The 14,235-nt window shown below is 49.1% G+C and carries 14 protein-coding genes; 7 read left to right on the top strand and 7 right to left on the bottom strand.

The features are described from left to right. Positions 1-80 precede the first annotated feature (80 nt). Positions 81-608: an autotransporter outer membrane beta-barrel domain-containing protein gene (locus tag ACQKDS_RS08685; protein WP_427673879.1), complete on the top strand. Its 528-nt coding sequence runs from the start codon at positions 81-83 to the stop codon at positions 606-608. Positions 609-855: 247 nt separating this feature from the next. Here the strand turns inward: ACQKDS_RS08685 and uspE are convergent, their stop codons facing one another. The 3 genes from uspE to ogt form a co-directional block, all read right to left on the bottom strand. Further along, a complete protein-coding gene (gene uspE / locus ACQKDS_RS08680) occupies positions 856-1,818 on the bottom strand; it encodes a universal stress protein UspE (protein WP_399667990.1) in 963 nt (320 codons plus the stop codon). Positions 1,819-1,944: 126 nt separating this feature from the next. Further along, positions 1,945-2,709, bottom strand: a complete 765-nt coding sequence (locus ACQKDS_RS08675) for an FNR family transcription factor (RefSeq protein WP_399667993.1) — start codon at positions 2,707-2,709, stop codon at positions 1,945-1,947. 249 nt (positions 2,710-2,958) lie between these two features. Then, entirely contained in the window at positions 2,959-3,483 is a 525-nt protein-coding gene (gene ogt, locus ACQKDS_RS08670) for a methylated-DNA--[protein]-cysteine S-methyltransferase (RefSeq protein ID WP_399667996.1), read from the bottom strand. Between the two features lie 480 nt (positions 3,484-3,963). Between ogt and ACQKDS_RS08665 the strand changes: the two genes are divergently transcribed. Together ACQKDS_RS08665 and ACQKDS_RS08660 are read left to right on the top strand one after the other, a co-directional pair. Further along, positions 3,964-5,685 (top strand): lysophospholipid acyltransferase family protein, encoded by a 1,722-nt coding sequence (locus ACQKDS_RS08665; RefSeq protein WP_399667999.1) that lies wholly within the window; start codon positions 3,964-3,966, stop codon positions 5,683-5,685. Between the two features lie 100 nt (positions 5,686-5,785). Further along, positions 5,786-6,508, top strand: coding sequence for a flagellar brake protein (locus ACQKDS_RS08660; RefSeq protein ID WP_399668002.1), 723 nt, complete (start codon positions 5,786-5,788; stop codon positions 6,506-6,508). A 31-nt stretch (positions 6,509-6,539) separates the two neighbouring features. On the opposite strand, the gene ACQKDS_RS08655 is transcribed toward ACQKDS_RS08660, so the two are convergent. Both ACQKDS_RS08655 and ACQKDS_RS08650 read right to left on the bottom strand, forming a co-directional pair. Beyond that, positions 6,540-7,379 carry a PfkB family carbohydrate kinase gene (locus ACQKDS_RS08655; protein WP_399668005.1) on the bottom strand — a complete coding sequence of 280 codons (840 nt, stop codon included), beginning with the start codon at positions 7,377-7,379 and terminating at the stop codon, positions 6,540-6,542. A gap of 104 nt (positions 7,380-7,483) precedes the next feature. Beyond that, positions 7,484-8,398, bottom strand: coding sequence for a LysR family transcriptional regulator (locus tag ACQKDS_RS08650; RefSeq protein WP_399668678.1), 915 nt, complete (start codon positions 8,396-8,398; stop codon positions 7,484-7,486). 225 nt (positions 8,399-8,623) lie between these two features. On the opposite strand from ACQKDS_RS08650, the gene ACQKDS_RS08645 reads away from it, so the two are divergent. The 4 genes from ACQKDS_RS08645 to ACQKDS_RS08630 all read left to right on the top strand — a co-directional run bounded on the left by ACQKDS_RS08645 (position 8,624) and on the right by ACQKDS_RS08630 (position 12,012). Beyond that, positions 8,624-9,820 carry an MFS transporter gene (locus ACQKDS_RS08645; RefSeq protein ID WP_399668008.1) on the top strand — a complete coding sequence of 399 codons (1,197 nt, stop codon included), beginning with the start codon at positions 8,624-8,626 and terminating at the stop codon, positions 9,818-9,820. Between the two features lie 11 nt (positions 9,821-9,831). Then, positions 9,832-10,860, top strand: coding sequence for an alpha/beta hydrolase (locus tag ACQKDS_RS08640; RefSeq protein WP_399668681.1), 1,029 nt, complete (start codon positions 9,832-9,834; stop codon positions 10,858-10,860). Between the two features lie 52 nt (positions 10,861-10,912). Then, positions 10,913-11,356 (top strand): cyclophilin-like fold protein, encoded by a 444-nt coding sequence (locus ACQKDS_RS08635; protein ID WP_399668011.1) that lies wholly within the window; start codon positions 10,913-10,915, stop codon positions 11,354-11,356. A gap of 254 nt (positions 11,357-11,610) precedes the next feature. After that, positions 11,611-12,012, top strand: coding sequence for a (R)-mandelonitrile lyase (locus ACQKDS_RS08630; RefSeq protein WP_399668684.1), 402 nt, complete (start codon positions 11,611-11,613; stop codon positions 12,010-12,012). 156 nt (positions 12,013-12,168) lie between these two features. Here ACQKDS_RS08630 and pbpG read toward each other — a convergent pair whose 3' ends face one another. Together pbpG and ACQKDS_RS08620 are read right to left on the bottom strand one after the other, a co-directional pair. Next, complete coding sequence (gene pbpG, locus ACQKDS_RS08625) at positions 12,169-12,993, bottom strand: D-alanyl-D-alanine endopeptidase (protein WP_399668014.1); 825 nt, start codon at positions 12,991-12,993, stop codon at positions 12,169-12,171. 219 nt (positions 12,994-13,212) lie between these two features. Beyond that, the gene (locus tag ACQKDS_RS08620; RefSeq protein WP_399668017.1) at positions 13,213-14,235 is read right to left on the bottom strand and encodes a HoxN/HupN/NixA family nickel/cobalt transporter; all 1,023 of its coding nucleotides are present in this window, start codon (positions 14,233-14,235) and stop codon (positions 13,213-13,215) included.

Below are 14,235 nucleotides of genomic sequence, written 5' to 3'. Positions count from 1 at the left end.
CCCCATCAATATAATGGTGGTTTGACGCCGAATGAATCAGAAAGATTGTTCTGGAAAAACTCTAAAACCGTGGCTAGTTTTTGTTGACCACTACAAACCATCTCCGTAATGAGGTGCGTACAAATATGAATGATGGTCACCGCGTTAAAGGCGATTATAGCCAGAATACGCTCACCGCTTCAACAGAGGCCGGATATGCCATCACGTTAGAGGCATTCAGGCTGACACCTTACGGTAAAGTTGCTTACTCCCGGCTAGGGAAGGCTGACTATGTACTGGATAACGGCATGGAAGCCAATCTCCATGCAGCAAACAGCGTTAAGGGCGAGGTGGGTACATTGCTAGAAAGTGAGTTCAGCGTGCTAGGGCGTAGCGTCAGGCCTTATGTGAAAGCGGCAATGTCACGCGAGTTTATCAAACGTCACGCGATAGAAATTAACAAAACTTCATTCGATAGTAACTATTCTAGTAGCACCGGTAAGTATGGGCTCGGTGTTACCGCTGATGTGGCGGATAACGCGTCAATTTATACGGAAGTTAACTATCAGAAGGGTAACAAGGTAGAAACACCGATTTATGCAAACGCAGGATTTAGAATTAGTTTCTAAAACCAGTTGACTATCGGGCGATATTTTTACCGCTATCCACATTTGCAACCAACAGTCTAAAGGTAATCAGGGCGTTGGTTGTTCGGCAAAAAATACGGTAAAAAAAAGTTGCCGCTGGTTTAAAATATCATTCTAAGCGCTGGAAAAGTCGTCAGCTCATAAAAATGCCGCTCAGCGTTAACTGAGCGGCATTCGCGTTTATGAAACCCTGATTTTGGCGAAGCGTTATCTCTTTGCGTCGTGTTAGTTAATCTTCATCATCATGTTCGTCATCTTCATCGGCCTCCATGGGGCAGTTGAAGTCAGCCGGTTTAATGACCAGCAAATCACATTTAAGATGATCGATCACATGTTCAGCGGTATTACCAATAAACGCGGCAGAAATACCTGTTCGCCCCAAGGTGCCAAGCACCACGATACCGGCTTGCAGGTGTTCGGCTAAATCTGGGATAACTTCTTCCGGCAGGCCTTTTTCAACATGGGTGAATTCTTCATCGATGCCGAATTTTTGTCTTAGCGCCTTCATGGCAATCAGATGTTGGCCGCGAATCGCATCGTTATACACGCTGGGATCAAAATCGGGTAGTTCGATGGCGATATTGATTGGCGTCACGGGATAGGCACCAACTAAATGCACTTCGGTTTGGTTGACATTTTTCGCCAGTTCGAGCGTTTCTTGCACTAATCTGAGGTTAAGAGGATCGTGATATGGCTCCTCACTCGACAGATTAACTGCCACCACCGCTTTGCTACCGTCCTGCCAAGGCTGATCTTTCACCATCCAGACCGGGCACGGGCATTTTCGCAGCAGATGCCAGTCGGTAGGCGTAAAGATCACCGATTCTAACCGATCGTGTTGATGTGCCATTTTTAACAGCAAATCATGTTGTTCGTTCAGCACTTCCTGAATAATGGCTTCGAATGGCCGGCTATGCCACACCACTTTAATTTCGATAGGAACACCATCTTCAAGATAAAAACGGCATTGTTCCTTGATCCAAGCGACACGCTGGTTAATGACGCCTTGCCGCATAGCGGTGCGTTCATCAGGGGAGAGCAACGTGGTCATTTCATACGAGAAATCATAAATAGAAAGGAAGGCTTTAATACGCCCGCCGTTCCGCTTTACCAGATACACAGCCCGTCGCAGTGCCGGTTGGTCATCTTGGTTGGGGTCAATAGCCACCAAAAGATTCTGATACTTCGCCATAGTGCCTCCTTACAGCCGTAAATTAACAGGCTGTCAATTTACAGAGTAATCCAACATTGAAAAACAGAACAGTGGCAGAAATGAGTCGGATCAATAATTGCCTTAATTATCAACCCGACTAATGGATTAGGCGGTTACGCTAACATTGAGACGCGGCGTACCGGCCAATTGCGAAAGGGCATCGGCATTCTCAATGGTGATGTATTTACCTTTCACACTGAGGATTTCGCTCTTCTGAAAACGACCCAACAAGCGGCTGATGGTTTCTACCGTCAAGCCTAAATAGTTACCGATGTCGCCACGCGTCATCGTCAGACGAAACTCACGCGGCGAAAATCCACGCTCTGCAAAACGGCGCGACAGATTATAGACAAAAGCCGCCAACCGCTCTTCGGCATTTTTCTTTGACAACAACAGGATCATATCCTGATCGCCTTTAATTTCGCCACTCATCAAGCGCATAATTTGCTGGCGTAAGTTAGGCATTTTACCGGACAGATCGTCCAGCGTTTCGAAAGGAATTTCGCAAACCATTGAGGTTTCCAAAGCCTGCGCGAAGCTCGGGTGCTTTAAACCGCCGATAGCGTCAAAGCCCACTAAATCGCCGGCCAGATGGAAACCGGTAATTTGTTCATCACCTTGCTCAGTAATCGTGTAGCTTTTTATGGTCCCAGAGCGGATGGCGTAGAGAGACTTCAGCTCATCACCGGCTTTGAACAGGGTTTGCCCTTTCTGAATCGGCTTTTTCCTTTCAATAATATTGTCGAGCTGATCCAGCTCATGCGCATTAAGAGTGAAAGGGATGCACAGCTGACTGATGCTGCAGTCCTGGCAGTGGATCGCACAGCCACCAGATTGGATACGACGAATCACGCGTTTTTCTGGGATCATAGAGTACGCTCACGCATTAATTGATATGAGTCAATTTTAACATCTTTTCAGGCAGGTGATAAGTACAGCAATAGCAAGAATTAGGGGCATTGTGTCTGTAGCTATTAATCCATTGCCCGTTTCACTTGTTGAAAATAGTAAAATTCGCTATTTATCAGAAAGAAAATCGACATTTATCGCGGGCATTGACGCGGGGGATGGGGAATCTATCAATAACGATTGAAGGCAGCGTATTTACGCTGCCAGCGATTAAAGCCGCGTTTTTGGCAAATACCCTTCGTGCTGTAACAGCCATTGTTTGCGTTGGACGCCGCCAGCGTAACCCGTCAACGCCCCCTGCGAACCAATAACCCGGTGGCAAGGTACGACGATGCTGATCGGATTGCTCCCGTTGGCCATACCGACCGCGCGCGAAGCCGTTGGGCGGCCAATACGCTTTGCCAATTCGCCGTAAGTGATGATTTCGCCACACGGGATCTGCCGCAAGTGATGCCAAACGGTACGTTGGAACTCGGTACCAGCCGTCATCACAGGCACATGATTAATTACGCTGAGATCACCTGCAAAGTACTGCTGCATTATATCGGTAAGGCCGCCGGGGTTACGCTGTGCCTGCAATTGAAAACGGACGGTGCGATAGTGGGTGTTCAACAACTTCATTAACCGATCTTCGTGTTCTGTCCAATCTAATGCGCGCATATGGCCTTGTTCATCGGCAATCAGTATCAGCTCACCAATCGGCGTCGCCATACGGTCAATTAAAAAAGTCTGCATGGGATTACTCCTTCATGTTGATGCCATGATTATTGCATGAATCGATGCGGTGTGATGGCTGAATTCGGACATCTACCTCTTAGAGAGCATGGCACATCGATGACGTGTATTAATCGAGCAAAACAATCTGTAATGCGCGATAAACTGCCAAAGGCTAATGAAACAATAACACCATCAATATCAATAAATTATTTTATTACACCTTTCATTGTTCGAAAAATTAAGCGAAGTACGCCATCAAACGCAGGTGAATACAGCATTTTTATTCGGCTGACACCTCGGGATAGCGTTCGTTTTCATCACGAAATCAAAATCGGGCCGTTGTCTATACTCATCGATAATACGGGATATGTATTACTCATCCGGTGTGATTAATGACGTGGCGAGCACACGTAGAATCATTTATTCGTCATCTTACTGACACGTTGCCGTCATGCTGCCGGCTTAGGTTGGCTAAAACGAGGCAAAGGAGATAACACGATGTTTAGCTTGGACACCTTGCTGCAAGATGCGTTTCCTCATCGCCATACTCCCGCCTGGCAGCGTAGTGTATTGAGACGTTTACTTTTCGAAAAAGAATTCAAGCAATTTGCCGCCGATTACCCGAATCTGAGAGATTTCGATCTGATTGAACAGGTGGTGGATTATTTTAATTTGAGCTGTGAACGGGTGGATGGCGAGTTGGAAAACATACCGAGCCAAGGCCCGGTGGTGCTGGTTGCGAATCATCCGATTGGCTCATTGGACGGTTTAGTGTTGCTGCGTGCCGTGGCGGCGGTGCGCCGTGATGTTAAGGTGGTGGCCAGCCAGATACTCAGCTATATCGAACCGTTACGTAGCCTGTTTATCCCTGTCGATAACGTCAAATATAAAACCAACCGCCGACAGATCGAAGCCATGCAGGCACAGTTGGAGAATCAAGGCGTGTTGATTGTGTTCCCAGCCGGAGAGGTTTCTCGCGTCAGCCCGCAGGGTATTCGTGATGGTCATTGGCACACCGGTTTCGTGCGGCTGGCGGCCAAAACGCGTGCGACTATCGTGCCGATTCATATCACTGCGCGTAATAGCCATCTTTTTTACCTTGCCTCCATGATGTATCGCCCCTTATCGACATTGTTGTTGGTGCGTGAAATGTTCCAGCAGCAGGGCGGGCGTATCAAAATTCGCATTGGCGGGCGTATTCCCTTTGCCCATTGGCACGATGGCCGCACCGGCGCTCACGAATTGGCAGAGCGTTTCCGACGCCATGTGTATCGGCTGGGGCAGGGAAAGCCTGGGCTGTTTGCCAGTGAATCCCCCATTGCACTGCCAGAGAATCGTCTGGAACTCAAAAAAGCGCTATTGGCCTGTGAACGGTTGGGTACCACACCCGACGGGAAGATCATCTTTCTGTATCGCCGGCAAGATGAGGCACGCTCCCCCATTCTGCGTGAGCTTGGGCGCCTGCGCGAGATCGCTTTCCGTGCGGTCGGCGAAGGTTCCGGTCGGCGTCGGGATTTAGACAGTTTTGACGACGATTATTACCATCTGGTGCTGTGGGATGAAGATGAGCTGGATATTGTGGGCGCTTATCGGTTTATTCCGACGGCCGAACAGCTGGAGCGCAAAGGGTTGGAAGGTATCTACAGTAACAGCCTGTTTCATTATGATCATGATATGACACCGATTCTGGCACAGGGTATTGAACTGGGGCGTAGTTTTATCCAACCGTCATATTGGGGTAAGCGGGGCTTGGATTACCTATGGTTGGGGATCGGCGCTTATTTGGCAAAATATCCGCAATATCGCTATTTATTTGGCCCGGTTTCCATTTCTGGCAGCCTGCCGGTCGCCGCGCGTGACCTCCTGATTGCATTCTATCGGCTGTATTTTTCTACTGACCATGCATTGGCGCAATCTCGGCAACCCTATCCGGCCTCCTTGCCGCAAGTGCTCGCGCAATTTACAGGAAATGATTATCAGGCTGATTTAGTCAGGTTAAAGAGCCTGTTAAATAATATGGGGTGTTCTATCCCAACGCTGTACAAACAGTACTCAGAATTGTGCGAGCCGGGCGGCGTGCAGTTTATCGATTTTGGTACCGACCCGGCATTCAATAATTGTATTGACGGGTTAGTGCTGGTAGACCTACAGCGGCTAAAGCCAGCACGTTATCAGCGCTATATTGCGGTGCATCAGCCCAGCGAAGACATGTCGACGTAAACGGTTTCGTTTTGACAGGAAATTTGACTTTAGGATTATTCTTGGTAATTATCGATGAGGGAATTTTGTTCAAGTCAATGGAAGTAGTCAGGAGAGACGAGTGGAGCAGATTGATAACGGATTGTTTATCAAGCAGGAGCGTTTCGAAGTGCTGGCAATTCTGCGGGATATTTACAAACAGCGAACACCGCTACGTATTGCAACGCACCAGCAACAGATTTTTCAAAGCCAATTATTGAGCGTCGGTGCCGACAGTATTGTCTTTCATTGTCATAGTGACAGCGTATCTGCCAGCGACGAATATCGTGTGGTGATTGAAAGCCAAGACGCCAAAATAGAGTTTTTGCTTGAACAAGCAGAAGTAACACAGCATCAACAGGTGCAGGCGATATCCGCTCGGTTGCCAAAACAGTTGATGTATATCCAACGGCGTCGTCAATTCCGCATTACGCCACCGCAATGGCGCGCATTCTTATGCAGTGGCCATTATCCTAATGGACAGCCATTTCAGCTACGTATTCACGATCTTTCCGCAGGTGGCGTCGGGCTGAGGGTTGATGGTGCAATCCCGGAGGGGTTACATCCAGGCTGCGTGTTTAGCAAAGCGATACTGGACTTAGGGAGTTACGGCAGTTTCAAGGTCAACATGGAACTGATTACCCTCACCCATGAAGGCGTTGAATGTGAAGAAGAAGAGGGCGTCATGCGCGAATTTACCCGCCTGTCCTGCCGCTTTGTCGGCATCAGCGTCGCCACCGAACGCAAAATTCACAGTGCCGTCTTTGCACTTGAACTGGACTTCAATAAGAAGAAAAAACGCTGAAATACCGTGGGCGCGCCACACGCGCCTTAACTTATTCCAACGCGCGTAGACTGCCGATTTCTTCCCAACCGTTAAGCGCCGCATCGGATAAGATGCGGCACATTTCGCCGCTGGCTAACGAGACGGCATCGCTAAAGTCTTCATCTGCCAACAGATGACTCACCAATAATGCGGTAAACATATCGCCTGTGCCTTTAACCTTGGCATCGATTTTCGGATGGGTAAAGCTATGGCTTTCGCGTTGGTTGACCCATAACATGCCGACTTCCCGATCGTGGGTAGCGACACCCGGCGCGCTGGTCACCAATACCCATTGGGTGCGTTCATTAAGCAGTGCCTTGGCGGCAAGAGCGGTGTGCTCGCGGCTCTGCAGCGGCCGTTGACATAATTGTTCAAGTTCGAAACCATTAGGCGTTATACCATTCGCCAAGTGCAGAAACGGCGAGCGATAACAGTCAACTAACCCTTTGTCGACGTAGACCCCTTCACCGTAATCGCCCATGACCGGATCGATGACAATCATGATAGCGGGGTTAAGCGCAATGACCTTTTCCAACCAGCACGCCAAAATATGACACTGCCTCACGTTACCCAAGTAGCCAACGATTATCGATCTGGCCTGTTGTGCCACTCCACGCGTTATTAAGTCCTCGAGAAAACCGCTGAACCATTGCTCGGGGATCACGCCGCCACTGGGCGCTCCGTAATAGGGTGGGCAACCCAACAATACGCTGGGGACTTGCACCGCTTCCAAACCTTTTTTCAGTAACGTGCGATAGGCGATGCCGTTGCCGACGCTGCCATAGACCACTTGCGATTGAATGGTGATGACATCAATCGCCGGTGGCTGCAGGGTGGAAAGAGGTTGCATGTATGATTTCCTTGGTTGACGAGAATCCTGTCACACGTTGAGGTAACGACGGTTCGTCCTGGTCATGATGTTTTACTGGCGAACAAAGCAGCAAGTTAAACTTTCTACGACTCAGCAACAGGCTTATATTTTTGCCCGCTTCGCAGCGCCTCGACTACTAACGAGAAGGCCGGAGACGGTTGTTTTCGACTGGGATAATAGAGGTAATAGCCGGGAAAAGGTCTACACCATTGTTCCAACACGCGAATCAGACGGCCCTCTTTAATATGTGTTCCGAACTCTTCTTCTGGCAAAAAAGCAATGCCAAGACCAGCAAGCGCCGCAGCAACAATATGTTCAGATGTATTGAAAATCAGTTGCCCACTGACGCGAACATTAAGATCGCCGCCGTCCTGATCAAAATCCCAGACATACAGCCCGCCAGATCTCACCATGCGTTGATTTATACACCGGTGTTGCGTCAACTCATGGGGAGTGCTGGGAATAGTATAGCGTGAAAAATAGTCTGGGGATGCCACGGCGGCCATGCGTAATTGGGGACCAATCGGTATCGCTATCATATCTTTATCAATGGTGTCACCCAGTCGAACGCCAGCATCAAAACGGTCTGCCACAATATCGCGAAAACCATGGTTGGCGTCGAACTCGATATTAATATCCGGAAATTCCTGCAACAAAGGGGTCAACTTTGGCAGCAGCGTACTGTGTAAAACATTTGGGCCGCAGGTGATATGTACAGTACCGGCTGGTTTATCACGCAGCTCAGTCAGCATATCCAGTTCGGCTTCAATCTCATCAATACGATGACCTATAGCCCGTAGCAATCGTTCTCCGGCGGAAGTCGGCGATACGCTACGGGTGGTTCGCGTCAGCAGCCGGATTTGCATCCGCTCCTCAAGTGCAGAAATTGCCTGGCTGAGTGCCGGTTGCGTTACACCTAGTTGTGCTGCGGCACGGGTAAAGCTGCTTTCCCGCGCGACCGTGACAAAATATAGAAGGTCGTTGAGGTTGCGTTTCATCATGTAAGCCTCGTTTATTAATAAGTTATAGTTATAAACCTATTAAGTATTCATTAGCTAGTAATGTTCCACCCTGCATGTAAAATTTCAACCAAGAGATTATTAAGCGACGTCGTATATGGCGGTTGCTCTGTTCAACTTTTTCTTTCCAGACGTTATTCCCGCGAATAGCGTTCGGCTCCGGCTTGCCTGAATACGGCTGGGATTATTTGGAGTCAGTAATTTATGCCCATATTGTCGAACGATACATCATCCCACAAAGAGCGCGCGTACTGGAGCGGCGTATTAGCAATGACATTATGCATCTTTGCGCTAATTGCTTCGGAATTTATGCCTGTCAGTCTGCTGACACCTATATCGGGAGAGTTAGGTGTCAGTGAGGGACGGGTTGGTCAGGGGATCGCCATTTCCGGTGTGTTTGCGGTAATGACGAGTCTCTCTATATCTACACTGGCCGGGGGGCTCAACCGCAAGCTATTACTGTTGAGCATGACTGCATTGATGGCGATTTCCGGCGCTATTGTCGCGTTAGCGTCAAGTTATCTGATTTACATGGTTGGTCGTGCTCTGATCGGTATTGTTATTGGCGGATTCTGGTCGTTGTCTGCCGCCACGGCTATTCGCCTGGTTCCTCAACATCAGGTTCCCCGCGCACTGGCTATTTTTAACGGGGGCAACGCGCTGGCAACGGTTATAGCCGCCCCACTGGGGAGTTATCTGGGATCCGTCATCGGTTGGCGGGGGGCATTCTTTTGTATCGTTCCGATCGCCGTGATTGCTTTTATCTGGCAGTGGTTCAGCCTACCGGCAATGCCAGCGGATAAAGAAGATAAACGTACCGGCACTGTTTTTCGCCTTTTTGCTAACCCGGTTGTGACCGTTGGGCTTGCAGCCTGCGGATTGTTCTTTATGGGGCAGTTCTCTTTATTTACCTACCTGCGCCCGTTCCTTGAAACAGTAACGCAGGTGGATATCACCACGCTATCGCTTATTTTACTGACCATCGGTGTCGCTGGCTTTATTGGTACCTTGGTGATTGGCATATTTTTGAAATCTGGCTTTTATTCGACGCTTATTGTTATCCCATCGCTGATGGCGATCATTACCGTCGCCCTGATCGCTTTTGGTCACAGCATAGGGATTGTTGCACCGCTGCTTGGTTTATGGGGATTAATCGCCACTGCTGCGCCTACCGGTTGGTGGACATGGATCGCCAGAACGTTGCCGGAGGATGCGGAAGCTGGCGGTGGTCTGATGGTTGCCGTGGTGCAGTTGTCCATTGCACTTGGCTCCACACTCGGCGGATTAGCATTTGACCACAGCGGCTATCAAAGCACCTTCACCATCAGCGGCATTTTATTAGTGATAGCGGCCATTCTGGCGTTAGTGACATCACGTAAAGATATTCACCACACCCAATGAGGAATTCTCAAATGAGAAGATTTACTGTGCTGTTAGGGTTGTTAATGAGTTCATTTGCTGCAACAGGAGCCGATATGTCTGACGGAGCCGATAATTTTTACAAAAGCGATAAAATCACCCAGCAAAAGGTGAGTTTTAAGAATCAATATCAGATAAATGTAGTCGGTAATCTGTTTATGCCGAAAGGGATGGAGCAGAACGCTAAAAAACCGGCAATTGTCATTGGCCACCCAATGGGCGCGGTAAAAGAGCAAAGCTCAAACCTGTATGCCCAGAAACTGGCGGAACAAGGGTTTGTAACGCTGGCGATTGATCTTTCTTTCTGGGGAGAGAGTGACGGAAAGCCCGGTCATCTGATTTCACCGGAAATTTATTCAGATGATTTCAGTGCCGCAGTCGATTATCTGAGTACTCAGCCTTATGTTGATCCGGCGAAAATTGGGGTGCTGGGTATTTGTGGTAGCGGGAGCTTTGTTATCAATGCTGCCAAGATTGACCCGAGAATGAAGGCTATTGCCACGGTCAGCATGTATGACATGGGATCTGCTTTCCGGAACGGACTTCATCATTCGGTTACGCCTGAACAACGTAAAGCGTTTATTAAGTCCGCAATAGAACAACGTTTTGTTGAGTTCAAAGGCGGAGAAATTGCCTATATTCCCGGTACTGTTAACAAGCTTGATGACTCAACGCCAGCAATACAGCGGGAATTCTTCGATTTCTACCGTACAACCCGTGGAGGTTATACGCCACAGGGTGAAAAAGAAGAGCTGACTACAAAACCGATGTTGAGCAGTATTGGGAAATTTATGAACTTCTATCCGTTCAACGATATCGAAACCATTTCACCACGCCCAATGTTGTTCATTACCGGCGATTTGGCACATTCGAAAGAATTTAGTGAAGAGGCTTATAAACAAGCAGGGCAGCCGAAAGAGTTGTTTGTTGTGCCAGGGGCTGGTCATGTCGATCTGTATGACCGTACCGATCTGATACCGTTCGATAAACTGGCGTTATTCTTTAACGCTAACCTCAAATAATGTCTGAAGTCGCATCCTGCTGGGTGCGACTTATTTTGGCGGGGATCACCCTATGAAATACCGGTATGCCTTAATATCTTGCCTGCTTCTGGCAGGTACCTTTGCAAGCTATGCAGATACCTCAACCCCGCCTTTTAAGGTAAGCGCAATGACAATTAAAATGAACATTAACGGCCAGCAATTTGTAGTCAATCTTTCTGACAATCCTGCGGCTAAAGCATTCATGAATATTTTACCATTGCAACTTGGTATGGAAGAGTTGAATGGTAATGAGAAGTTCGCCGACCTTCCTCATGCGTTACCTTCCAGCTCGGTGCGACCAGGCTTTATTCAGGCTGGCGATCTCATGCTGTACGGTAAGCAAACGTTGGTATTGTTCTATACATCATTTGAATCCTCGTATCGCTATACACCGATTGGGAAAGTTGTTAACCCTGAGAGGCTCTCTGCAGTGATAGGCACAAACAAAGCATCGGTGGTGTTTAACAGCCATTAAGTCAAATGAGAGGAAAAAGGCCATTGATAGCGGCGTTACCCTTCAGTCACGCCTCCTGAAGCACAAATCCTGATGCCGCTTGTATGAACAACTTGTTTTTACCCCGTAATAGATGAGTAAAACACATAACACCCTGCGTATTTGATTCTCTAATCAAATAAATACGTTGCGTTAGGCTAATAGGACTTCACTCGTCACGTCTATTTGCCCGAGATACGTTTTACATATTTTGCAATCGCCCAAAAGGAAAAATGATGACTGATATCTACCAATGTGGTTCACAGGCTTCGTATGCAGGCCCAGAAGAGTGGTTTAGCGGCACGGTCCGTGTTGATCCATTGTTCCCAGCTAATGAACCAGCACGCGCCAGCGGCGGCAGCGTGACCTTCGAACCAGGAGCCAGAACTGCCTGGCATAAGCATCCGCTTGGACAGACCCTGATTGTGACCGCCGGTTTCGGCTACGTGCAGACTTGGGGTGAGCCAGCGCGTGAAATTCGTCCCGGCGATGTGGTCTGGATCCCGCCTTTTGAAAAACACTGGCACGGTGCTGGCCCGAAAACGGCGATGACCCATATCGCGATTCAGGAAGCGCAGGATGGCAATGTCGTGGAATGGCTGGAGAAAGTGACAGACGAGCAGTACGGGTGGAGATAAGTGAACACGAACATTCAGGATAAAGTTATCGTTATCCTTTGGTCTTGTTATTCAGACGTCGAGCAAACCTATGGTACCCGACGCCTGCGCGTTTGAAAGGGCATAGCATGCGCGGAGTGGTTTTATCCGCGCAGCAACACGCACTCTTTTTTCGATTTAGGATTCAAGCCACTTTTTCAGCCGGATGGCATCGCTGTAATGGCCGTAACGCTGTTGCGAGCCTAACAGGATCATAATAATCGGTTGGCCTTTAATGACCGTTCTCATTACCAGACAGTGTCCTGCCTCGTTGGTAAAACCGGTTTTTTGCAGTTGGATTTTCCATTGTGGGTTATTAATTAAACCATTGGAGCTGCGGTAGACCAATTGCCCGCGCCCGGGGCGCACAATCTGCCGTGTATCGGTGCTGAACTTACGGATGGTTTGATAACGGTAAGCCTTGTTGACCATTTTTAGCAAATCGCGCGCGGTGGAGACATTGCGCGGCGTCAGCCCGGTGGGATCGTAAAAACGACTGTGTTTCATGCCAATCGCGCGCGCTTTTTGGTTCATCTTCGCCACAAATGCCTTTCGGCCTCCGGGGTAGTAACGGCTTAACGCCGCCGCTGCCCGATTTTCTGAAGACATTAACGCAATATGCAACATATCGCGGCGGCTCAGTGAGGAGCCAATGGTCAGCCGCGAATGGGTTTTCTTGAGCAAATCACGGTCAGCGGCGGTCACTTTGACTTTATTGCCTAGCGGTCGCTTATTATCCAGCACCACCATCGAGGTCATTAACTTGGTCAACGACGCAATAGGCATCCTGCGGTTAGCCTGTTTTTGATACAGCGTTTTGCCGCTGTTGGCGTTGACCACCAACACGGCGCGAGAGTGCAGCGATAACGGGGCAGCGGCATGTGCCGCAGAAAAGGCCAGCATCATACTCAGTACGGCGAGGGCGACAAGCGGCAGACGAACAAAGGAGTTTAGCAATGACATGGCAACCGTAAAATAAACTGTAAGTGGTTAAAAAATATCGCCAAGAGTCTGAACAGCAAATGTGGAGAAAATGCGGTGACGTATGCAGATTATGTATCAAATGATGTCTGATTTACGCTGCGCTACGGAAAAAGACATTAAGCCCCCGACGCAGGAAACGTGAGGGCGCTATGATCGATGGGCATGTCGTACGGTTTGCGCAGGTTTTACTTCTACGCCTTAGCTGGCTAAGGCATCGTAATTTTTGCGGCGATAGTTAAGTGCAGACAGTGCCCAAAACAGGATGAACAGTGCGATAGCGGCATAACCGACGCTCCCCATATTGTCATTCAATAGGGCAATGCCGTCCCAGAGTGTGCCGTGAAGGTTCAGCTTTTCCGCCAATAACCCCAACCCTTCCAAGCCCCCAATCAATACGGCAATCGCCACGCTGGTTGCGGTGATGGTCATGTTGTAATACAGCTTGCGCACCGGTTTATTGAATGCCCAGCCGTAAGCGCCGATCATGACGAAATTATCCAATGAATCGACTAGCGCCATACCGCTGGCGAACAACAGCGGGAACAACATGATTGACCAAACCGACAGACCCGAACCCGCACCGGCGGCAGAAATCCCCAACAGACCGACTTCGGTGGCGGTATCAAACCCGAGACCAAATAAAAATCCGACTAAATACATGTGCCAGCTTTTATTTACCGTATTGAAGGTCACGCGGAACAGGCGCGTCATCAAGCCGCCGGACTGATGCGTCAGTGCCTGATCCGTAAGCGTTTCCCCCATTTTGACCCGCCGAAACGTACGATAAACGTCACGCAGAATCAGGCCATTGAGCACGGCCATCGCCAATAAGAACAGTGAGGAAACCAGGGTGCCGATGGTAGAGCCGTAGTCATGTAGCCAACCGATGCGGTTGCCAAATGCCAACGAGGTGGCGGCAATGGCGGCGCAGGCCAGAATCACGATGCTCGAATGGCCGAGTGAGAAAAAAGCGCCGACCGAAACCGGCCGCTGCCCCTGTTGCATCAGCTTACGCGTGACGTTGTCGATAGCAGCAATGTGGTCGGCATCGACCGCGTGACGCAATCCATAACTGTAAGCTAACAGCGCGGCCGCCATTAACGCTGAATGATGACGAAACGCGGTAAATGCCGCCGCCCATGCTAGAAGATTAATGGCAATCAGCGCCCATAGCAGCCAAAAGGCGCGGGTGTTGGTCTGAAAAAACTCACGGTAATTCAT

This window comes from Serratia sp. NPDC078593 (assembly GCF_050268245.1).
In the GTDB taxonomy this organism is placed as follows: Bacteria; Pseudomonadota; Gammaproteobacteria; order Enterobacterales; family Enterobacteriaceae; genus JBNNGK01.
This window is presented reverse-complemented; position numbering and strand designations above follow the sequence as displayed.